Origin of the sequence: Rhizobium sp. 268 (assembly GCF_036571585.1) — a bacterium.
Lineage (GTDB): Bacteria > Pseudomonadota > Alphaproteobacteria > Rhizobiales > Rhizobiaceae > Rhizobium > Rhizobium redzepovicii.
Genome location: NZ_JAPPSO010000004.1, coordinates 413,369 through 434,438 on the forward strand (window position 1 = coordinate 413,369; position 21,070 = coordinate 434,438).

At 62.2% G+C, this 21,070-nt stretch carries 22 protein-coding genes and 5 pseudogenes; 12 read left to right on the plus strand and 15 right to left on the minus strand.

The features are described from left to right. Positions 1–191: 191 nt before the first annotated feature. The 3 genes and pseudogenes from blh to OS035_RS10760 all read right to left on the minus strand — a co-directional run bounded on the left by blh (position 192) and on the right by OS035_RS10760 (position 2,256). Positions 192–1,472 carry a bifunctional sulfur transferase/dioxygenase Blh gene (gene blh / locus OS035_RS10750; protein WP_097625978.1) on the minus strand — a complete coding sequence of 427 codons (1,281 nt, stop codon included), beginning with the start codon at positions 1,470–1,472 and terminating at the stop codon, positions 192–194. Between the two features lie 169 nt (positions 1,473–1,641). Then, positions 1,642–1,869 (minus strand): annotated as a pseudogene (locus OS035_RS10755) (DsrE family protein); the annotation flags it as partial. Positions 1,870–1,889: 20 nt separating this feature from the next. Then, positions 1,890–2,256: pseudogene (locus OS035_RS10760) on the minus strand (VOC family protein). 176 nt (positions 2,257–2,432) lie between these two features. Between OS035_RS10760 and OS035_RS10765 the strand changes: the two are divergent. Continuing rightward, a complete protein-coding gene (locus OS035_RS10765) occupies positions 2,433–2,963 on the plus strand; it encodes a 2'-5' RNA ligase family protein (RefSeq protein ID WP_097625979.1) in 531 nt (176 codons plus the stop codon). A gap of 184 nt (positions 2,964–3,147) precedes the next feature. Here OS035_RS10765 and ilvB read toward each other — a convergent pair. The 3 genes and pseudogenes from ilvB to OS035_RS10780 form a co-directional block, all read right to left on the minus strand. Then, positions 3,148–4,912 (minus strand): annotated as a pseudogene (ilvB, locus tag OS035_RS10770) (biosynthetic-type acetolactate synthase large subunit). Between the two features lie 340 nt (positions 4,913–5,252). Then, positions 5,253–5,690, minus strand: a complete 438-nt coding sequence (locus tag OS035_RS10775; RefSeq protein WP_331813667.1) for a hypothetical protein — start codon at positions 5,688–5,690, stop codon at positions 5,253–5,255. A 72-nt stretch (positions 5,691–5,762) separates the two neighbouring features. Continuing rightward, positions 5,763–6,251: a hypothetical protein gene (locus OS035_RS10780; RefSeq protein WP_097625981.1), complete on the minus strand. Its 489-nt coding sequence runs from the start codon at positions 6,249–6,251 to the stop codon at positions 5,763–5,765. A gap of 148 nt (positions 6,252–6,399) precedes the next feature. Between OS035_RS10780 and OS035_RS10785 the strand changes: the two genes are divergently transcribed. Both OS035_RS10785 and OS035_RS10790 read left to right on the plus strand, forming a co-directional pair. Continuing rightward, positions 6,400–7,062, plus strand: a complete 663-nt coding sequence (locus tag OS035_RS10785; protein WP_097625982.1) for a response regulator transcription factor — start codon at positions 6,400–6,402, stop codon at positions 7,060–7,062. After that, positions 7,059–8,429, plus strand: coding sequence for a sensor histidine kinase (locus OS035_RS10790; protein WP_097625983.1), 1,371 nt, complete (start codon positions 7,059–7,061; stop codon positions 8,427–8,429). The genes OS035_RS10785 and OS035_RS10790 overlap by 4 nt, the downstream gene beginning before the upstream one ends. A 51-nt stretch (positions 8,430–8,480) precedes the next feature. On the opposite strand, the gene OS035_RS10795 is transcribed toward OS035_RS10790, so the two are convergent. Then, a complete protein-coding gene (locus tag OS035_RS10795; protein WP_097625984.1) occupies positions 8,481–8,732 on the minus strand; it encodes a hypothetical protein in 252 nt (83 codons plus the stop codon). Between the two features lie 344 nt (positions 8,733–9,076). After that, positions 9,077–9,265: pseudogene (locus OS035_RS10800) on the minus strand (phosphodiester glycosidase family protein); the annotation flags it as partial. A gap of 132 nt (positions 9,266–9,397) precedes the next feature. On the opposite strand from OS035_RS10800, the gene OS035_RS10805 reads away from it, so the two are divergent. Next, complete coding sequence (locus tag OS035_RS10805) at positions 9,398–10,006, plus strand: hypothetical protein (RefSeq protein ID WP_331813668.1); 609 nt, start codon at positions 9,398–9,400, stop codon at positions 10,004–10,006. Positions 10,007–10,101: 95 nt separating this feature from the next. Here the strand turns inward: OS035_RS10805 and OS035_RS10810 are convergent, their stop codons facing one another. Further along, positions 10,102–10,314 carry a hypothetical protein gene (locus OS035_RS10810; protein ID WP_245426816.1) on the minus strand — a complete coding sequence of 71 codons (213 nt, stop codon included), beginning with the start codon at positions 10,312–10,314 and terminating at the stop codon, positions 10,102–10,104. Positions 10,315–10,600: 286 nt separating this feature from the next. Here OS035_RS10810 and ftsZ point away from each other — a divergent pair, with 286 nt between their 5' ends. Beyond that, the gene (gene ftsZ, locus OS035_RS10815) at positions 10,601–11,623 is read left to right on the plus strand and encodes a cell division protein FtsZ (RefSeq protein ID WP_331813669.1); all 1,023 of its coding nucleotides are present in this window, start codon (positions 10,601–10,603) and stop codon (positions 11,621–11,623) included. 302 nt (positions 11,624–11,925) lie between these two features. Here ftsZ and OS035_RS10820 read toward each other — a convergent pair whose 3' ends face one another. After that, a complete protein-coding gene (locus tag OS035_RS10820; RefSeq protein ID WP_097625987.1) occupies positions 11,926–12,750 on the minus strand; it encodes a helix-turn-helix transcriptional regulator in 825 nt (274 codons plus the stop codon). A 91-nt stretch (positions 12,751–12,841) separates the two neighbouring features. Between OS035_RS10820 and OS035_RS10825 the strand changes: the two genes are divergently transcribed. After that, entirely contained in the window at positions 12,842–13,726 is an 885-nt protein-coding gene (locus OS035_RS10825; RefSeq protein WP_310804993.1) for an SDR family oxidoreductase, read from the plus strand. 97 nt (positions 13,727–13,823) lie between these two features. Here OS035_RS10825 and OS035_RS10830 read toward each other — a convergent pair whose 3' ends face one another. Then, positions 13,824–14,033 (minus strand): hypothetical protein, encoded by a 210-nt coding sequence (locus OS035_RS10830; RefSeq protein ID WP_183855246.1) that lies wholly within the window; start codon positions 14,031–14,033, stop codon positions 13,824–13,826. A gap of 1 nt (position 14,034) precedes the next feature. Continuing rightward, positions 14,035–14,235 (minus strand): hypothetical protein, encoded by a 201-nt coding sequence (locus OS035_RS10835; protein WP_012558107.1) that lies wholly within the window; start codon positions 14,233–14,235, stop codon positions 14,035–14,037. Between the two features lie 125 nt (positions 14,236–14,360). Here OS035_RS10835 and OS035_RS10840 point away from each other — a divergent pair, with 125 nt between their 5' ends. Next, entirely contained in the window at positions 14,361–14,534 is a 174-nt protein-coding gene (locus tag OS035_RS10840) for a hypothetical protein (protein ID WP_003593709.1), read from the plus strand. 334 nt (positions 14,535–14,868) lie between these two features. Here OS035_RS10840 and OS035_RS10845 read toward each other — a convergent pair whose 3' ends face one another. The 3 genes and pseudogenes from OS035_RS10845 to OS035_RS10855 all read right to left on the minus strand — a co-directional run bounded on the left by OS035_RS10845 (position 14,869) and on the right by OS035_RS10855 (position 16,193). Next, positions 14,869–15,312 carry an SRPBCC family protein gene (locus OS035_RS10845; protein WP_183855247.1) on the minus strand — a complete coding sequence of 148 codons (444 nt, stop codon included), beginning with the start codon at positions 15,310–15,312 and terminating at the stop codon, positions 14,869–14,871. A gap of 114 nt (positions 15,313–15,426) precedes the next feature. Continuing rightward, a pseudogene (locus OS035_RS10850) lies at positions 15,427–15,510 on the minus strand (GFA family protein); the annotation flags it as partial. Between the two features lie 5 nt (positions 15,511–15,515). Further along, positions 15,516–16,193, minus strand: a complete 678-nt coding sequence (locus OS035_RS10855; protein WP_310807672.1) for a type 1 glutamine amidotransferase domain-containing protein — start codon at positions 16,191–16,193, stop codon at positions 15,516–15,518. A gap of 241 nt (positions 16,194–16,434) precedes the next feature. Between OS035_RS10855 and OS035_RS10860 the strand changes: the two genes are divergently transcribed. From OS035_RS10860 to OS035_RS10880, 5 genes are all read left to right on the plus strand, one after another. After that, positions 16,435–17,436 carry a LacI family DNA-binding transcriptional regulator gene (locus tag OS035_RS10860; RefSeq protein ID WP_183855251.1) on the plus strand — a complete coding sequence of 334 codons (1,002 nt, stop codon included), beginning with the start codon at positions 16,435–16,437 and terminating at the stop codon, positions 17,434–17,436. A gap of 112 nt (positions 17,437–17,548) precedes the next feature. After that, entirely contained in the window at positions 17,549–18,583 is a 1,035-nt protein-coding gene (locus OS035_RS10865; RefSeq protein WP_097625994.1) for a sterol desaturase family protein, read from the plus strand. Further along, entirely contained in the window at positions 18,580–18,891 is a 312-nt protein-coding gene (locus OS035_RS10870; protein WP_097625995.1) for a MocE family 2Fe-2S type ferredoxin, read from the plus strand. The genes OS035_RS10865 and OS035_RS10870 overlap by 4 nt, the downstream gene beginning before the upstream one ends. An 85-nt stretch (positions 18,892–18,976) precedes the next feature. Beyond that, positions 18,977–20,182, plus strand: coding sequence for an NAD(P)/FAD-dependent oxidoreductase (locus tag OS035_RS10875; RefSeq protein ID WP_097625996.1), 1,206 nt, complete (start codon positions 18,977–18,979; stop codon positions 20,180–20,182). Then, a complete protein-coding gene (locus OS035_RS10880) occupies positions 20,179–21,012 on the plus strand; it encodes a sugar phosphate isomerase/epimerase family protein (protein WP_183779551.1) in 834 nt (277 codons plus the stop codon). Before OS035_RS10875 ends, OS035_RS10880 begins: the two co-directional genes overlap by 4 nt. Positions 21,013–21,070: the final 58 nt, after the last annotated feature.

Sequence of the window (21,070 nt, forward strand, 5' to 3'; positions counted from 1 at the left end):
ATGGAGACGGAACGTCGGAGCGCTGTTGGCCGGTATGATGCCAGCATTCTCATCCCCAGGATGGAGCTCTCTTAAGCATCCTACTATTCCCGCTGTCGTGGGCGCGGCATCCACCAACCTCCCTCATGCTGAGGTGCGCAGCCCGAACGGGCGAAGCCTCGAAGCACGCCGCAACGCTGCTCCCTGCGTTCCTACAACGCATCCAGCGGAATCTTCAGATACCGTCGCCCGTTCGCCTCCGGTTCGGGCAACCGCCCGCCGCGGATGTTGACCTGCAGCGCATGCAGCATCAGCTTCGGTTTCGGCAGCGTGCGGTCGCGCGCCTGGCGCAGCGCCACGAAGCCGGCTTCGTCGATGCCTGATATATGCGGATTGGCGCGCTTCTGGGCGGCTACCGTGCTTTCCCAGCGCGGGTGACGGCCGCCAGGCTGATAGTCGTGGCCGGAAAAGAGCCGGGTCTCCTCGGGCAGCGACAGGATCGCCTGGATCGAGTGCCAGAGAGCGCTGGCGCTGCCGCCGGGAAAATCCGTGCGCGCCGTGCCGGTATCCGGCGTGAACACGGTGTCGTGCACGAAGGCGGCGTCGCCGATCACATAGGTCACCGAGGCAAGAGTATGGCCGGGCGAGAACATCACGCGGGCTCTAAGCCCGCCGATCTCGAAAGTGTCGCCATCAGCAAACAGCCGGTCCCATTGCGAGCCGTCGGTTTCGAGTGCCGGCCAGTTGTAGATTTCCTTCCAGAGCACCTGCACGTCGGTGACATGGGCGCCGATCGCCGTCGGCGCGCCGGTCTTTCCTTTGAGATAGTGCGCGGCGGAGAAATGGTCGGCATGCGGATGCGTGTCGAGGATCCACTCGACCGTCAGCCCTTCGCTGTCGATATGCGCGAGGATGGCATCGGCATTGGCCGTTCCCGTCGCACCCGACATTTCGTCGAAATCGAGCACCGGGTCGATGATGGCGCAGCGTTTCGTTACCGGGTCTGAAACGACATATTGCACACTGCAAGTGCGGGGTTCGAAGAAAGCCTTCACGACAGCCGCCTGCCCTGCCCGCTTTTCCAGCCAGCGGCGCGCGCCGGCAAGATCGAAGCCGAGGTTTTGACCGAAGGCCTCGACGTCCCCGGGCTGCATCCGCCCGTCAAGCACCTCTCCGAGCGCATAGAGCGTCAACGCCCGGGTGCCGCTCTTGCAATGAGCGACGACCGGCCCGTTTGCTTGCATCATCGCCCTCTGGAAGGCGCGGATATCGGCCTCGGTAATCTCGGGCCCTTTCACCGGCACGAAGCTGTAGGCGAGCCCCACGGCAGCGGCAGAAGCCTTTTCCGCCGCATCGCCCGGCTGCCCCGGCTCCTCGCCATCCGGCCGGGCATTGATGACGCCGGCAAAACCGTCCGCCGCAAAAGCAGCAAAACCGGCGGCATCGGGCTGCCCCGCCACCGATATCAGCTCATTGACCCTTACGGATGTCATCGAAGCCCCCGCGCTGCCTGCATCGGCAGTATCGCATGTATATCGGTACAATCTCACAAGTATATTGCCGAGCGCAAGAATAGTCGCTTGGCACTCCGTCGCGCCTGCGCAGGCCGGTGAATGTGGGCGCCAAGACACTCCCGATAGTCGCCCGGCCCGGCGCAGCCAGTCAAAACGACAGCGTTGCCGCGCCCTCTTTGATTTCGGCATGCATGGCGCTGGCGCCGACGATGACGATGCCGTCGAGCATGTCTTCCTGCGTATAACCGCGCGAGGTGACGCAGGGCGGGCAGGCCCAGATCGTGCCGCCGCGCTGCTGGAAATTCTCGATAAGCGTCGACAACGGATCGAGCGGCGGCACATGCGTCATCCGTTGGCCGCCCTTGCGCACAAGGTTCGCAGCCTGCGTCGTCACCCTCACGCCGCCGGCTCGTTGAGCATAGCCTCGATATTGTAACCGTCAGGATCGAGAACGAAGCAGGCATAGTAGTTGTCGGCATATTCCGGCCGCGGGCCGGGCGCACCATTGTCCCTTGCGCCGGCTTCAAGTGCTGCGCGATAAAATGCCTCGACCTCCGCCCTGCTTCGGACCCGGAAGGCAACGTGCAAACGGGTCAGAGGCGGCTTGTCGTCAGTGTGCTGGATTTCGAAGAGGCTGCCACCGACATCGAAAGCCCAGAAAACGCCTTCCTTCCCGAAGGTAGCCCAGAGGGTCGAAAGCGCGTTCATAAAATACCTTGCTCTTTTCAAGGTCACTGACCGCCATGGTGATATGATCGATCATGCCGTGCATCCTATCGTTCAAGCATCCCATGATAGTCGAATCCGCGGCGGAAAACACACAAAACCCACGCGATATCCAGCAATGCCGGCCGCCTCCGTTAGCTCCGACCGGGCGCTCGACATCGGCAACAATATCGGCCTAAAGTCCAGGCGCGATGGACTGGATAACGCTCGCAAATGCCTTACGGGATCAGCCTCAAATGTCTGAACGAGACCGCATCGCCGGTTTTCAAACTCTGGGATGAAGCGGCGGCATTCGAAGAGACGGCTTCGATGCGGACCTTGAATTATCCTCCCCATCTGACCCTCGCAGTTTATCAGGCGTTTGATGCAGATCGATTGGGCGAGGCGCTTGAAAGTGTTTTCCGCGCGCGCTCCACCGTCACCTTAGCCTTTTCGGGCATCGGCTATTTTCAGAACGAGTTCCTCGTTCTCTGGGCGCGCCCGATCCCAGACGACGCTCTTCTCCAACTGCACGCGGCTTTCCATCGAAAGATTGATCCTGCCTTCTGTCATGGGCACTATCGACCCGGCAATTGGGCGCCTCACTGCACCATTGCAGCGAAAGTGCCGGAGGCGAAATCAGCGGCCGCGATCAAATGGGCGAACGAAAATAGCATGCAGTTCTCGGTAAATTTCGATGCCGTCGATTGTGTCCGGTTTCCGCCTGTGGAGATATTGAGCGAGATCAGGTTGGCGCCGCGATGATGCTGCCGGCACAAGGCCACATCGGCGGCGGCCTGATGACTCGACGCCAGTCGCAGAATCCACCGCTGCGACTGACATTTTCAAACCATGCTCCAAAGCCGCTAATGCATGTCGCCAGGAAGTGTGCAGCGGTTCCGGGAGAACGACATCCATTCAACCAAAGAGCTAAAGCGCGTCGCATGAATCAAGTTTGATGCGACGCGCTTTCGACGCGCCCCACTCCATCAGCTGACGCGGCAAACAGCGCGGCGCCAACCTCGCCGGACAGCAGCATCTCGTTGCGCGCCCGGCCCGGCCCGATCATCGGCAGGCGGTCGGCGAGTTCGGCGACGCGGCAGTCGAACAGAACAGGCATGTTCACCTCGATCATCTCCAGGATCGCATCATCGAGTTCGGCGGGCCTCTCGCAGCGAATGCCGTGTCCGCCATAGGCTTCCGCCAGTTTCACGAAATCCGGATTTCCGTGCTGCCGAACCGATCCCTGATCGCCGCTGTTGAGAATGAAGATCTTGATGGGCGCGTTGTGCTGCACGGCGGCCGACATTTCCTTCATCGTCATCTGCACGGAGGCGTCACCGGCCATGTCGATGACGAGGCTGTCGGGATTGGCGATCTGCACGCCGAGGGCGGCAGGCAGCCCGTATCCCATCGTCCCCAGGCCGCCTGATGTCATCCAGCGGTTCGGCTGCTCGAAGCCGTAATATTGCGCCGCCCAGATCTGATGCTGGCCGACCTCCGTCGTGATGTAGGTATCCCGATCCTTCGTCAGGTCGTAAAGCCGCTCGATGGCATATTGCGGCATGATGACGTCCTCGCGCACCGCATAGGAAAACGATCGCCGTGCGCGCCAGCCCGCAATCATGCTCCACCAGTCGGCCAATCTCGCCCGGTCCGGCGCCCGGCAGCGCTCGCCAGAGACGAAGGAATTCGGCAAGCACGCCGCCCGCATCGCCCTGGATACCGATATCGGCGCGCACGGTCTTGTTGAGCGAGGCAGCATCGATATCGATCTGAATCTTCCGGGAATGCGGTGAAAAACCATCGACGCCGACGGCCAGCCCGCCGTCGAAGCGCGCCCCGATGCACAGCATGAGGTCGCAGTCCTGCATTGCCATGTTGGCCTCATCGGAGCCGTGAAGCCCGGCCATCTTCAGCCAGTTCGGGCCGGAAGCCGGATAGGCGCCGAGCCCCATCAGCGTCGACGTGACGGGAAAGCCGGTGAGATCGACCAGCTCGCGCAGCCGATTTACCGCTTCGGGACCGGAATTGATGACGCCGCCGCCCACGCAGATAACCGGCCTGCGTGCCGCTGTCATCAAAGCGATTGCAGCCTCGATCTCCCTGATGCCGCAGCTGTTGTCCGGCTGGTAGCTCGGTCCCGGGGCGACAGCCTCACGCAGTGAATAACTGCCGCTTGCAAACAGCACGTCTTTGGGCATGTCGACCAGAACGGGTCCGGGCCGGCCTGATCCGGCGATGCGAAAGGCCTCGTGGATGACCGCCGCGAGCTCATTAACGTCGTTGACCAGCCGATTGTGTTTCGTGCAGGCTCGGGTGATGCCGACGGTATCGCATTCCTGAAACGCATCGGACCCGATCAGCGTCGTCGGCACCTGACCGGACAGGCAGACGAGCGGCACGGAATCCATCAAGGCGTCCTGAAGGGGCGTGATCGCGTTGGTGACGCCGGGTCCTGAGGTCACCAGCATAACGCCGACCTTGCCCGTTGACCGGGCGTACCCCTCGGCGGCATGGCCGGCTCCCTGTTCATGGCGAACCAGAATGTGTCTGATGTCTTCCTGCTGGAAAAGCTCGTCGTAGATCGGCAGTACGGCAGCGCCGGGATAGCCGAATATATGCTTGACGCCATTGTCTCTCAGCGCCTGGAGAACGATTTCAGCGCCGGTCATCTGCGCGCGCGGGGTGTCGATGGAATGACGGGATCTCATGGTTCCGTTCCTTGATCAGTGTGATGATGTGTGGAAAGTCCGACGAGGCGCCCGCCCCGGATTCAGGGCATAAAAAAAGGCCCCGTCAGGAGCCTGCTTACCGCGCATGGGTGCTTTCGCCGGATGGTTACACCATCCTGCCCATGCGCCCGATCACCAATGCCAGAACCATTGCGATTTTCATAGCGTCACAGCTAAAGCCAAATCGGGCCGCCGTCAATGCTTGCGGAGGAGACGAATGGCGGCTGTCGGCGACGGTGGCCTTCGCAAAGCCGCCCGCGAGAGAACGCGGACGGTTGCAATGTCGTGCGGCGTCCCGGCTATGCCAGGATGTTCAAGCCTAGTCCTGGCCCTGCAGGCGGTCCATCACCTGGAGCAGCAGATCGGCGCAGGCCTTCATCGGTTCGTCCTCGGCGCATTTCAGATCGATCCGGGTGTTCCCATCCTCGATCCGGAAATGCGCTGCCTTGGACGGCGGTGGCGGTGACGGGCGATGACCACGGAAACCACGGAAGCCTCTGTCGTCACGGAAACCCATATCGTCTCTAGAACGATGCCACCGATCATCGGGCCGATCTCCCGGCCGCGCATCCGGCTCGCCCATCATCCGCTCGTCATCGGCGGAAGCAGACGGGTTCGTTGGCGGCGGTGGCGGTGGCGAGGCCGGGTCGACCGCAGCGGGTGGGGTCGCGGCGGGCGGCGGGATGGGCGGTTGTTGAGCGAAGGCGGCGCCGGCGAGTGCGGCAAGAGCAAGGCCTGATAGGAGAAATCTTTGCATGGGAATTGTTCCTTTGCCGGAATTGAGAAGCATGTCTGTAAACACCGCAGCGCGGCTATGGTTCATGGCCCGTCAAGGCCTGTGATCGAAATCCTCAAATCGTCTATGCGGCGGACCTTTCGGCGGACCCAGCGCTTCGGTTCGTCCGTCCTGGCGAACGAGGTAGCTCGCACGCACGAAGCCGTCGTCGAAGCGTCCCTGTACGGTGACAGCTTCGTCACGGCTAACGAGAGTGCCGCCCTCACCGGCTCGGCCGGCTTCAATAAGCGCCTTGCCGCTGTCGTCCTGCAACACGAACTTGTTGCCGTAGATCTCGGCGACCTTGCCTTTGATCGTCACGAGGCTCGATGCGGGCATGGCCGAAATCGCCACCGGCGTCAGCGGCGCCATTTCCGGCGTCGGACGCATCATTTTGACAGCACCGGCGCCCCCGGCAGCCCCAATGACCAGCGCCACGGCGGCGGCGATGATGGGAAGCGCCAGCCGACGCCGGCGCTGTCTTGGCGGGATGGGCATGGCTGCGCCCTCGGTATGCACGTTGTCCTGGTCTTCATTCGGCATATATCTGCTCCTTGCATCAGTCGTTGCCGCACTCTAACCGCCCCGTCCCCTCGCCCGCCTGAACCTCTCCGTTCAGATTGAGTTAAGCTCGGCCCGATAGTTTTGGCCTGTCCCCAGAGATGCCCAGCCTTGAGGAAAGCCCTGCCCCATGCGCGTATTGCTCGTCGAAGATGACGAAGACCTCAGCGGCCGGATCGCCGCCGTGTTGCGATCGGAAAACTTCGTGGTCGATATCGCGCGCAACGGCGAGGACGCTCTCCATGCGGGCCTGACCGAACTCTTCGATGTCGCGATCCTTGACCTCGGCCTGCCGAAGATCGATGGCGTCAGCGTGCTGAAGGAATGGCGCGATGGCAGCCGCGACCTGCCGGTTCTGGTGCTGACGGCGCGCGACGGCTGGCCGGACAAGGTCGCAAGCTTCAAGGCCGGCGCCGATGATTTTCTCGCCAAGCCCTTCAAGGTGGAAGAGCTGGTGTTGCGCCTGCGCGCCCTGGTGCGCCGGGCGGCCGGCCACGCCGCCGCGCGGCTGACCTGCGGCGCGCTGGTCTTCGATGCCCAGCTCGGCACCTTCGAACTCGACGGCCTGCCGCTGAAGTTGACGGCGCTGGAATGGCGAGTGCTCTCCTGCCTGATGCTGCGCAAGGAGATGGTCGTCGACCGGCGGGAGCTGACCGAGCGCGTCTATGACGGTGATGCCGAGGTCGACTCCAATTCCATCGAAGTGATCATCGCCCGGCTGCGCAAGAAGCTCGGGGGTGATCGCATCGAGACGGTGCGCGGCCGCGGCTATATGCTGACGTCGGCATCATGAAGGCACCCGCCCTCAAACCGAGATCGATCGCCGGCCGGCTGCTGATGTTCTCCGGCATCTTCGTGACGCTGGCGCTCGTTGTGGCCGCGATCGTGCTCTGGCTGGCGCTGAAGACGGTGGTGCGCGAGCAGGTCGATCAGCGTCTGGACACCCAGATCGGCGCCCTTGCCGGCGCGGTGACGCGCGATGCGCAAGGCAGGATCACCTTGTCCGCGCCGCTCGACGCACCGCCCTTCGATCGCCCGTCATCCGGCTGGTACTGGCAGATCGACGACGGGCAACAGCGCCTGACCTCCCGCTCCCTGATGAACGGCACGATCGACGCGCCGCCGCCCCGGCAGGATCTGCGCCATGTGCTGATGGGCATGCCGACATCAGGCACGGGCGGTGATCGCGGAAGACGACCGCTCTATCTTCGGCAGGCCATCCGCAGCATCGACGGCATGACGCTGACAATCACCACGACGGCGCCGATGATCGCCCTCGTCGGCCCCGCGCTCCGCGCGCTCTTCTGGCTGGTTCCCTCCATGCTGCTGCTCGGCCTCGTGCTGATGGCCGGCACGCTCTGGCAGATCCGCTTCGGCCTGCGCCCCTTGAAATCCATGGCAGCCAATATCGATGCCATCAACCGGGGAGAACGCGCCCGCCTGCCCGATGAGGCGACCGTCGAGCTTGCGCCGCTCGCGCTGAAAACCAATGCGTTGCTGGCGGCCAATGAGGAGCGGCTCGCGGCAACCCGCATGCAGTTCGCCAACCTCGCCCACGGCCTCAAAACGCCGGTGGCGAGCCTGTTGCTGGCGCTCGACGAGAAAAACGATCCGCAAGGCGCCTTACGCAGCCTCGCCGCCCGGATCGACAACAGGATCAAACACCACCTCGCCGCCGCTCGCCGCGTGATGGCCTCGACGGACAATGTCGCCAGCATCGACCTGGCGGCCTCGGTCGCCGATCTCCACCGGGCCATCAGCCAGATTCATGCCGAGCGCAAGATCGCCTTCGACACCGATATCGCCAAAGGCCTGCGCGTCGCCTGCGACGAAAGCGATGTCGAGGAAATGCTCGGAAACCTGATCGACAACGCCTTCAAATGGGCCACCTCCCACGTCACCCTCCGCGCCCGCCGCGACGGCCCGACCGCCCGTATCACGATCGAGGACGACGGGCCGGGGATACCGGCAGACCGGCTGGATGCTGTGCTGCTCCCTGGCGTGCGGGAGGATGAGCAAGTGCCGGGGAATGGGTTTGGGCTGAGTATCGTGAGCGAACTTGCGGGGCTTTACGGCGGGTCTTTGGTGTTGGAGGCGAATGGGGTGGTGGGGTTGCGGTGTGTGTTGTGTTTGCCGGTGGCGGTGGGGTTGGGGCGGTAGGCGTCGTGCCGGCGGCAACCTTTATGAACCGGACGACGCTTGAGGACGGTGTTATTGTTGGCCGTCCTTCGGACCCTTTATGTAATCACAGATTGACGTGAAATAGAGAGTTTCCCCGGCGTGTTCGGCTTTTGACAAGCCGAATTCGACGACGAATTTCTTATCGCTGTAGTTATATGCCGAAGCGATGAACTCTCCTAAACGACCGCAATCTCCCATACCGGAACCCGTATACATCGACAGGTTTTTGCCCTTGAAGGTTCCCTTCAGCACTTTCTGGATCTCAAATTCGCCACGCGTCATCCGTATTGTTTCGCCGTCCGACCCGCCACCCGGCATCTAGACACCGTAAGTCACCAGCTTCATGCGGCCTCTTACGACCAAATCGGAACTAGCGAAGCTTTCTTTCGTGGACACCTCTTTGCAACTACAGGCGGATGCTTCCGAGGCCGACAGCGCCAGCAAAGCCGAGGCGACAACCAAAACTGCTGCGCGATATGAATTCATGGAAATCCCTCATCGACGTCACCTATGCGAATCGATTCATAGCATGACCGCAGATCGGGTTAGAATGATGAGATGATCGTCCTCAGTATGGCTAGAAACCGAAAATTCCTGGCGACGGGCGGAGGTCTGGGGGTGGCCGAATTGGCGGGTTTCAATTCCCGACCGTTCTCGACATAAAGTCCCATCGGTGAAAAATCGGAGCGGTACATGCCGGCGTTGACGGCGAGCGTCGGCGTTTTCCCTTCGGCGCGAACAGCTTCCGCAATGCTCGAAAACGTGCGGTACGGCGCGCCATCGGCGTTCTTCCCAAACAATCTGAGGTCGGCTTTGTCGGCCGCATCACGGCCGCGATCAGCAGGCTGTTTCAGATAGGTCATCAGTGCCACCCCTATTCTTCAAATCGCCATCTATCCTGCGTGTTATTGTTGATCAGGGAATCAAAAAATGACCGGTAGCTAAACGTGGCAGAGTCGGAAAAACGTGGCGACAAGTTTACGTGGACATATGCCATCTGGTTATTGCCGTACCCGGCGCAAAATTGGCTATGGTGGCTGGCCCCCAAATGGGACTGGTGGACCATCGGCCTTATCACTCTCGCGCTGACAGTGATCGCCATCGTCGGTTCCTTTTGCATCAACTTGGCGCGGCGGCGCTGGTGGCGTGTCGTGTCACTCTTGCTCACGCCTCTTCCGTGGATAGTCATTATTTACATCGTTGCGGCTACCAGCATAACGCCAGACAGCGTTCGATTTGCTTGGAACAAACAAGCGTATCTCGCAGAGATCGTACGAACCGATGTGACGAGCGGTGAGCCGCGATTCGGGACATTTGCATGGGACAGTATGTTCAAGGCGACAACATCCACGACGCTTGTGTACGATGAGAGTGATGAGATTGCCCTGCCCAGAGGCGAGCAATCCACCGCCTGGCAACAGCGAACCCAAAAATTGTGCTCGGAAAAGAAAGAATGCGTCAATCTCTATCCTGGTTCGGACTGGCCTTTCAGCGTCAGCAAGGTTGGCGAACACTTCTATATTGTGTATCAAAACTTCATTGACGCGTTTCCCTAGCGATCTCGTAGGGACGGATGCACGATCCGCCTGTCGCCCCAGTGCCGACTGGACAGCCGGCGCGATCGATAGTGGCTTGCGGGAAATCGCTGCGATCACCTGTCGTTGATCGTGGGAAGGTGCGTTTCGACCTCTACGCGGCGCCGCTCATCCAGCGGCTCAATGTTCTTCTGCCAGAAAGCCTCGGCCTCCGGCGTGTCATCCTCCCAGTGGCGGATCTTGACGATATTATCATCGATCTTGGCCAGCCGTTTACCGCCCAGTCGCAGATATTCATCCGCCAGTTCTTTCGATCGGGTCGTATGCATGTCGCGCTCCTCCATAGGTGAACTAAAAGACCGATCGTCCTTCCAGTTAAACAGCACGGGTGCGATCCTGGTTCCAATTCATGGGCCGAAACCGGTCCACGCATCCAGTTCAAGGAGTGGCCGCCACGGCGCCCTCCCTGAAAAGCACCAAGCCCCGTCCCGATCTTGATCTCTCCCGCTGAGACGTCTTTCGCCTCGCCTCCGCCTTGTTGGGCGGCTATCCTAAGCGCCGATTCGCTATCCGCGACGAGGGCGTGGCGTGAACGAAGCATCAAAGGAGAGCGCGATGACGGACGCCAAGGGCGGCATTTCGGGACTGCGGCCGCACATTACTGTGATCGGCGTCGGCGGTGGTGGTGGCAATGCGATCAACAATATGATCGCGGAAAACCTGGCAGGCGTCGAATTCGTCGCCGCAAACACGGATGCTCAGGTGCTCGCCACCTCCAAGGCGACGCGCCGTATCCAGCTCGGCGCCAATGTGACCGAGGGTCTGGGCGCCGGTTCCCTGCCGGAGGTCGGCCACGCGGCGGCCGAGGAATCGATCGATGAGATCATGGATCATCTGGCCGGCTCGCACATGTGCTTCGTCACCGCCGGCATGGGCGGCGGAACGGGCACGGGCGCAGCACCCGTCATCGCCCGCGCCGCACGTGCGGCCGGCATCCTGACGGTTGGCGTCGTCACCAAGCCCTTTACCTTCGAAGGCAACCGCCGCATGCGGATGGCGGAAATCGGCATCGAGGCGCTTCGCCAGGCGGCCGATACGGTCATCGTCATCCCCAACCAGAACCTTTTCCGCATTGCCGATGCGAAAACCACTTTCGCCGATGCCTTCATGACGGCTGACCGCGTGCTCTATGCCGGCGTCGGCTGCATTACCGACCTGATCGTCAAGGAAGGCCTGATCAACCTCGATTTTGCCGACGTGAAATCGGTCATGCGCGGCATGGGCCGCGCCATGATGGGCACTGGCGAAGCCTCCGGTGAAAGCCGCGCGATGAAGGCGGCGGAAGCGGCAATTGCCAACCCGCTTCTCGACGATATCTCGATGCGGGGCGCCAGGGGCGTGCTGATCTCGATCTCCGGCGGTTCGGATATGACCCTGTTCGAAGTCGACGAAGCCGCAAGCCGCATTCGCGACGAAGTGCAGGACGACGCCGATATCGTCGTCGGCGCGATTTTCGACCGCAGCCTTGACGGCAGGTTCCGCGTCTCGGTCGTGGCGACCGGCCTGGAAGGCGGCGCCGTGCCCGCCTCCGCTTCTCAGCCAGCCGTAGAGCAGATCCAGACGCGCACGCTGCAGTAGGGCCGCCGCTGTTGACTAGACGTCGCCCGGTGCAAGAACGGACGGGGCGACGTCGCCGCTTGGCCAGCTGAAACCCGGTCAGCGAAGAGCATGTCCAAGATATCCAGACACGGAGATTTCGACGATCTCCGAATTTGGGATGTAGAGAGTATCCCCTGCGGAAAATCATAGACGACGTTGGAGATGAATCGTCTCCGCTAAGGAGAGCGTCATTCTGAGGCGCAGAAGCCGAAGGCTGGCGCCTCGAAGGACGAGCCGGGTGCGCCTCGCATAAGTCCCGCACTGAGAACCCGACTAATACCTCACCCCACCAGCCCTCTGATTTTCTCCGCATCCTCCGCCGTGGCAGGATTATACACCACCATGCTGAGATCCGGGCGGCCATCCACCTGAAATGCTGAGTATTCGAAGGCGAGCAACCCCAGCACCGGGTGCTTGATGTGTTTGGCGCCCTCGCCGTGGGTGCGGACATCGTTGTCACGCCACATTTCCAGGAATTCCGGGCTCTTGCGGCAGAGTTCGTCGACCAAGGGCTCGACCTCGGCCGCAGCACCCGCGCGGGCCGCGTCCACACGGAAGGCTGCAACGACGAAGCGGGCGACGCTTTCCCAGTCGTGCTGGGCTGCGCGCACGCGCGGCTCGAGGAAGATGAAGCGCAGCACGTTGCGTTCTTCCGGCGGCAGTGCGCCGTAGTCGGTCAGCAGCATGGTTGCCGCCCGGTTCCAGGCAATCACGTCCCAGATGGCGTTGCGGATCAGCGCCGGGCTCGGGTCCAGTGCATCGAGCACGCCCTGCAGCCTGGGCGTCACCCCGTCTTGCCTGCAATAGCGCACCTCGGGCGGGCGGCCGAGGCCGATAAGGAAAAGATGCTCGCGCTCGATATCGGTGAGCATCAGCGCCCGCGAAATCCGGTCGAGCACGTCGGCCGACGGCGCGCCGCCGCGCCCCTGCTCCAGCCAGGTGTACCAGGTGGGGCTGATATTGGCGCGGCCTGCTACCTCCTCGCGGCGTAGCCCCGGCGTGCGGCGACGCTCGCCGGCAAAGCCGAGCGCGGCCGGATCGAGCTTGGCGCGGCGGTCCTTCAGATAGGCGCCCAGCCGGTTTTCGGAGGTGACGAATTCGCTCATCCTGTTAGGCATTATACCATGATAATATCACTACTTTACCATGATAGCAGCGTGGTCGATATCTGTCTCCAGCAAAACAGGAGACGCTGACATGCGCGTATTCGTAACCGGAGCCACCGGCTGGGTTGGCTCGGCCGTCGTTAGTGAATTGATCGCCGGCGGACACCAGGTGCTTGGCCTCACCCGCTCGGAAAAAGGAGCTGAGGAATTGGCGGCCGCCGGCGCTGCGGTCCATCGCGGCACGCTCGAGGATGTAGAGAGCCTGAAGCGCGGCGCCGCCGAGGCCGATGGCGTCATCCACACGGGCTTCAACCATGATTTCTCGAAATTCGCCGAAAACTGCGCCCTCGACCGGCGCGCCATCGAGGCGCTCGGCGAAGCTCTCCAAGGCTCCAGCCGTCCCCTGCTGGTCACCGCAGGCCTCGGCCATGCGCCCGGCCGCGTCGGCACCGAAAAAGATCCGCCCATGCCCACCACAGAGACCTATCCCCGCGCCTCGGAAATCACCGCGGTATCACTTGCGGCACGCGGCGTGCGCGCCTCGACTGTCCGGCTTCCGCCTTCGGTGCATGGCCACGGCGATCACGGTTTCGTGCCGATCCTGATCGATTTCGCCCGGCGGACGGGCGTTTCGGCCTATATCGGCGAAGGCCAGAACCGATGGCCGGCGGTGCACAGGCTCGACGCCGCCCGCCTCTATCGGCTGGCGCTGGAGCGCGGCGCCGTGGGCGGCCCCTTCCTCGCGGTCGCCGAGGAGGGCGTGCCGTTCCGGAAGATCGCCGAGGTGATCGGGCGGCGGCTCAATGTTCCGGTGGTCTCGAAGTCGCGCGAGGAAGCGGCTGCGCATTTCGGCTGGTTCGCGATGTTCGCGGGCTTCGACGTGCCAGCGTCGAGCGAGCACACCCGCGCGCTCCTCAACTGGCAGCCCACCCAGCCGGACCTGCTCGCCGATATTGACCACGCGGCTTATTTTTAAGAGCTCATCCTCACGCCCACCCGCAGGAGCATCGCCGCCCCCAACAAGCCGAAAGCCGGGGTCGGCTTGCCTGCAGACTTAAAGGGGAATTCTTCGCCTACCGCATCCGCCCCTCATTCATATCGGAGGGATCGTAGTTGATGTCCCAATCCTTCTGCGGCTTCTTCTTGCCGGGCGGGTTCTTGTGCACTGTTGCATCTTCGGAGCCGGTGATGACGGTCGGCTTGGCGCTGGCAACGCCGGTGCTCTTCCTGTCGGCGCGGGATTTGGCGAACTGGCCGGCCGCGTCTTTCTCGGGGTTGGCCATCTCATTCGCCCTTCTGCTTCAGCGCATCGCCGAGATCCTTGGTCTCGGGATCGCGGTTGTTTTCGCCCTTCGCGTCGCGATCGCGGTCCGGATCGTCTTTAGCTTTGAGATAGCCGCGCGGGGTGTTTCCCTTCGGGCCTTCCCATCGGGGAGACTGATCTGTGGTGCCGGGAGCACCATCTTTGGGGGTCGTCATGCCCATCGTCGTTTCTCCTTGGTTGAGGAGGAAAAACCGGGAAAGGCGCCAAGTGTTCCCGCAGAAAATATGGAACAGTGTCGTTCCCCAACGGTTGTCCCGAGGTCGCAACCTCGAACAGGGAGCCGAAGATGAGCAAGACCAACGTCCGTGAACTACAGAAACGCGCCGAACAGCAGGTCAAAAACACCAGCGCCGGCGGCCACCTCGGCGGCACATATTTCGGTCAGCAGCCCGACGGCAAAACTGCCTCGGACAGCAGCAACGACAGCGCCAAGGCGCGGCCGAACGACGGGAGCAATTGAGCGGCGCGTGCCGCCAGCTTACCTGGTGGCGATATCACCGCCAACAGTTGTGTGGAAGCCCACCTTTCCCTCATTTCTGTTCTCGGCCTTTGACCCAAGGACAGAGATGAGGAACCCGGTGAGCGCTTCCTGTCAAATGTTGTACAGGCATGCACACGCCGCAACCCCCGCCTGTCATTGACCGACAACGCCTCTGCCCTACCTTCTACTGCCGGCCGAGGGGATAGGAGCCGGGGCGAAAGCGGAGGGGCGACGTGGCATCCTATTCTATCGACGATGCCGGGAGCTTGCTCCCGTTTCGTAATGCAGCCCCGGTAGCCCTGGCGCAATCGCGCTATTCCTGGATATCGGGCTCGATCACCCTGGCGAGGTTTTTCAGCGACTCCTGCCAGCCGAGATAACAAGCCTCCGGCGGGATGAGGTCGGGCACGCCTGCCTGGGTGATATCAACCTCGGTACCGACCGAGACCTTTTTCAGCGTCACGGTAACTTCCATTTCGCCCGGCAGGTTCGGATCGTCGAACTTGTCGGTGTAGCGGACGCGTTCGCCCGGGACGAGTTCGCGGAATTCGCCGCCGAAGGCATGGCTGTTGCCGGTGGTGAAGTTGCGGAACGACATTCTGAACGTGCCGCCGACGACCGGCTCCATATGATGAACGGTGCACAGAAAGCCATTCGGCGGCAGCCACTTGGCAAGCGCGTCCGCCTCGATAAAGGCGCGATAGACCTTTTCCGGGCTGGTCGCGAAAACGCGGTGCAGGCGTATGGTGTTCGGCATGGTGGTGATCCTTGTAGTGGACGGAATGAACGCGCCAAGGACGGACAAGCCTTCGCCGATCCGACACGGGATCGATCTTTTCTTCAAGAAAAATCGCGTGAGGCTGCGCAGCCGTCAGCTCGGCATGCCTTCGAACTGCGGAAGGTGAAGGGGCGTTGCCCAAGCCAGCCGCCGTTTGGTGAACATCTCGACCCCCGGCTATATCAGCTCAGCGCATGCAGCAGCAGGCGTGCGGCCTGCTTCGACGAGGCCGGATTCTGCCCGGTAATCAGTTGATCGTCCTGGACGACATGCACCGCCCAGTCTGCCGTCGTCGAAAACTTCGCCCCCTGCTCTTTCAGCACGTCCTCGAGCAGGTAAGGCACGACCTCGACGAGCTGCACTGCGGCCTCCTCGGAATTGGTAAATCCGGTCACCGTCCGACCCTTTGCGATCGGCCCGCCGTCCGGAGCCTTGACCTTGGTCAGTATCCCCGGCGCGTGACAGACGAGCGCCAGCGGTTTTCCCGCAGCAAGCGTCTCCTCTATCAACGTGTGGGCGTTGCGGTCGTTTGTCAGATCCCAGAGCGGGCCATGGCCGCCGGGAAAGAACACGGTGTCATAATCGGCCTGGTCGATGTCAGACAGTTTTAGCGTGTTGGCAAGCGCAGCCGTTGCCGACGGGTCGCGTTCGAACCGGCGCGTGTCGTCGGTCTGAAACGCCGGCTCGTTGCTTTTCGGATCAAGCGGAGGCTGACCTCCTTTGGGCGAAGCGAGCACGACCTCGGCCCCGGCATCACGGAAGACGAAATAAGGGGCGGCGAGTTCCTCGAGCCAGAATCCGGTCTTCTTGCCGGTATTTCCCAGCTGGTCATGCGATGTGAGAACCATGAGAATTTTCATTGCCCAGCTCCTTCGGCCGGCCGGAGGACAAAGTCCCCCGCGTCCGGTTTAACGGTGAAATACTGCCTGCAATCTCATGCTGAAGTGGAAGAAATCATAGATCGACTACACCCGCGATACAAGTGTCGCTCAAACCCTGCACCGACCAGCCTCTGTACGTTCCGAGGCTCCGGTGTATGAAGAGGGACGGATTGCCCATAGGATCGATCCGATCGCGTTGGCCATTCCAGGGACCTGAAAAGTGAACAAGCCGAATTATCGGGATATCGCCCGCCATGCCGGCGTCGGGACGGCCACGGTCGAGCGGGTCCTGAACGGACGCGGCGGCGTTCGCCCGGAACTGGTCGAGAAGGTGATCATTGCCGCGCGCGCACTGGATTATCCCCGCAAGCTCCCGGACACGCATCGCGGCCTGCTGCGCATAGAGGTGTTGATGGTCCGTCCTGAAACGACCTTCTATCAGCGGCTCTCCGCAGCATTCGAGAGGATCGCGGCCACCCTCGACCCGCTGGTGATCGTGCATCGCAGCTTTACCGAAGAGATGAAGCCGGAAGAAATCGCGCGCCGCATCTTGTCGGCCGGCCTGCGGCGCGCCGGCCTGATCCTGGCGGTGCCCAGCAATCCGGTGATCGGCGCGGCCGTCGAGACGGTCAGCGCCCAAGGCTTGCCGGTGGTCCACGTCGTCACTCGCGCCTCGGAACGGACAGGCGAATTCGTCGGCATCGACAATTATGCCGCCGGCCGGACGGCAGCGCTCTTCATCAGCCGAATGGCACGCCGGACTGGTCCGGTCTTTGCGATCTGCCATCCGATCTATCAGGTGCACCGCGATCGCATCCGCGGTTTTTCGGATTATTTTCTCGAGCATCCCGGCTCCACCAGCTTCCAGCAGCTGGGGTTCGGTCTCGACGACGAGCATCTCGGCGCCGAACTCCTGTCTTCGGCCTTGCGGATGTATCCGGACCTTGCCGGCCTCTACAATGCCGGCGGTGGCAATTCGGCGCTGATCAGTGTGCTGCGGCGGCAGGCGCGCGAACGCGGCATCTTCTTCGTCGGCCACGAACTCACCGATTATACGCGCAGCGCCTTGCAGGACGGCATCATGGATGTGGTACTCGACCAGGCGCCCGAGGCGCAGGCCAGACGATCGCTCGATCTGATCCTGCGCCGGGTTGGCCTGACCGATATCAAACCGGACCAGGCACCAATCCGTTTTATTACCATCACCAAGGAAGGGCTTTGATCTAATCAGATCAAGGAAGGCTTCGGCATTTACCGGCGTCCCTGCTAATTTCCAGTCAGCAGAGAGATGCGGGCGGACGCGGAAACATCCGGCCCGCCGTAAGGAGATGCCAATGGATGATCTGAAATTCGGCAAGCGCAACAAGCGTGGCGACTGGGCGCCGAACCAGCCTGCCGAAACCGCCCCGCTGTTTGCGTTTCCGCCGCGGCTGATGGCGGTCCTGAAATGGCTTCCGCATTACTTCTTTCCCTGGAATGCGATTTTTGCCGCCTCCGCCGTCGCTTATTGGGCCTGGGTCATTCCGCCGGTGGAAACAATGCGCACGCTCAGCTTTGGCTGGATCGCCTGGCTCTATGCGGTGAACGCCGTCGCGGTCTTCCTGTTCTACGGCGCCTTCGAACTGCATCTCTACGTGCTGAAACGGCAGGAAAACCGCTTCAAGTACAATGGCAAGTTCCCGGCCGACCACAAGAGCAACGCCTTCTGGTTCGAACGCCAGAACCTCGACAATATGCTGCGCACCTTCCTGTGGGGTGTGACGATCTGGACCGCCGTCGAGGTCGGCATGCTCTGGGCCTATGCCAATGGCTACGCGCCGTGGCTGAGCTTTGCGGAAAATCCATGGACGCTGGCGCTTGTCGCGCTCGTGGTGCCGATTATTCATGAGTTCCATTTTTTCTGTATACACCGGCTGATTCACACGCCCTTGCTCTACAAATGGGTGCACTCGGTCCACCACAATTCGGTGAACCCCTCACCCTGGTCGTCGCTGTCGATGCATCCGATCGAGCACCTGCTTTATTTTGGGACCGCCTTCTACCATCTGTTCCTGCCCTCCAACCCGATCCTCATGCTCTACCAGCTGCACTATGCGGGTTTCGGGGCCATTCCCGGCCATGTCGGCTTCGACAAGGTCGAGATCGGTAAGGAGAAACTGGTCGATAGCCACGCCTATGCGCATTACCTCCACCACAAATATTTCGAGGTGAACTACGGCGACGCACTGATCCCGCTCGATAAATGGTTCGGCACCTGGCACGACGGCTCGCCCGAAGGCGAAGCGCAGATGCAGGAGCGCTACCGCAGGCGCAAGGAAAAACTCGCGGCCCGCAAGGCCCGCCTGGAAGTCGGGGGAGCGGCCGAATGACCTGGGTTTCAGCTGGCAAACTCGACGACATCGAACAGGAAGGCGCCATCCGCTTCGACCATGGCGGGCGCACCTACGCGATCTACCGTGGCCCGGATGATAGCGTCTACTGCACCGCCGGGCTCTGCACCCACGAGGCGATCCATCTCGCCGACGGATTGGTGATGGATTTCGAGGTGGAATGTCCAAAACATTCCGGCGCGTTCGACTATCGCACTGGCGAGGCCATCAGGCTTCCGGCCTGCGAAAATCTGAAAACCTATCCGGCAGAGGTCATCGACGGAGAGGTTCGCGTCGCTCTGGCTTGATGCATGTCGCCCGGACATGCGCAGCGCTTTAGGCCTTGGTTTTTATGTCGTCACGAGCGCCGGCCGCTTTTTTCACGGAGAAAACATGGACGGTATGGTCATCATCGGCGCCGGCGAATCCGGCACCCGGGCAGCCTTTGCCCTGCGTGAAGCAGGCTATTCGGGGCCCGTCACGCTGGTCGGCGCCGAGCCCCACCTGCCCTATGAACGGCCGCCTTTGTCGAAGACCGTCGGCGATGCGGTGCAGATGAAGCTGATCTGCGCTGCAGAAGCGCTGGATGCGGCCGGCATCACCTATCTCAAGGGCTTGTCGGCCGCCGAGCTGGATGCTGGCGCAGGAGCGGTGCGCTTGAGCGACGGCCGGGTGCTCCACTATGAAAAGCTGCTTCTGGCCACCGGCGCGCGGCCGAGACGGCTCACATGTCCCGGTGCAGCGGGCGCACTCGATTTCCGCACCCACGCCGATGCCGAAGCGATCTTCTCCCGTGTTGCGCCGGGCCGGAGCGTGGCGATCATCGGCGCCGGCCTGATCGGGATGGAACTCGCAGCGGTCCTGCGCGGAAAGGACGTTTCGGTCAGCGTGATCGAAGCCGCGCTGAGACCTTTGGGCCGTGCCGTCCCCGCCCGCTTTGCCGAAACGCTGCACGCCAGACATGTTGCGGAAGGCGTGCGCTTTCACCTCGATCGAGGCGTGGCGGCGATCAGCGACGACGGCGTCACCCTGACCGATGGCAGTCTGGTGCATGCTGATCTCGTCGTTAGCGCCATCGGAGTGGTGCCTGACATCGCTTTGGCGGAAGCAGCGGGACTGGCCACCGGCAACGGCATTCTGACGGACGCCGATCTTCGCACCAGCGCACCGAACGTCTTCGCTTCAGGCGATTGCGCGGCGGTGGCCCAGCCGGGCGGCGGATATATCCGCTATGAAAGCTGGCGCAACGCCAGGACGCAGGCGGAGACCGCGGCGCGAAATATGGCCGGTGCCGCCGAGACCTTCGGCGCCCTCCCCTGGTTCTGGTCAGACCAGTATGATCTCGGCCTCCAGGTGGCGGGACTGCCGCAGCCCGCCCATCAGATCGTCCTGCGTTCGGCCGCGGAGGGCGAACTGGAGTTTTATCTCGACGACGGACGCCTCGCGGCATCCGCGGGCCTTGGCACCGGCAATGGCCTGGCCAGAGACATCAAGCTCGCCGAGATGCTGATTGCCGCGGGCCTCAGCCCCAGCCCCGCAGAACTGGCAGACCCGGGCGTAAACCTCAAAATGCTTCTTAAGAGCGCGCGGGCCGCATGACACAGAAGCTGCTGATCTTCCAATCGCTCTGGGCCATGGAGCGGCGGCACACGGATGGGTTCGAGCGCACACTCGACGAGAACATCGCGATGATCTCAGAGGCGGGCTTCGACGGCATCAGCGCGCATTACACCAACCGGGGCGATGTCGTTGCCCTCAACGAGGCCATCCGGGGCAGCGGCTTGAAGATCGAAGGGGGCTGCTTCCCTCGCTTTGTCGACGATCTGCGTCTGCCGCTGGAACTGGCCGCGGAGTTTCCGGTCAGCCACCTCAACCTGCAACCCGATATCCGCCCGCGCCGCATCGATGCCTGCCTGCCGCTTCTCGACGGCTGGATGCGGCTCGCGGAAGATGCCGGCATCCCCGTGTTCATTGAAACGCATCGCGACAGGATGACCGCGGACCTGTTCTTTACGCTGGATCTGCTCGATCAGCGTCCCGACCTCCCGCTGCTGGCCGACCTGTCGCATTTCCTCGTCGGCCGCGAATTCGCCTTTCCGGTCGATGAGGAAAACCACGCTCTGATCCGACGCATCCTAGGGAACACCCAGGCATTTCACGGTCGGGTTGCCTCGCCTGAACAGGTGCAGATCGAGATCTCCTTTCCGCACCACCGGCCCTGGGTCGATCTCTTCATCGAGTGGTGGGAGTATGGTTTTCGCCACTGGCGATCCCGCTCCGCCGAGGACGCTGAACTGATCTTTACATGCGAGCTGGGTCCCAAACCCTATGCGATCACCGGCAGAGACGGCAACGACTCGACCGATCGATGGGCTGAGGCCCTGGCGCTGCGGCAGCTGGTGCGTGAACTCTGGGCCGCCGCTGCCTAAATCCCGTTACTCCGCGTCCTCATCGTGCAAATCCCCTGTTGGATCAGTGCAGTGTGCC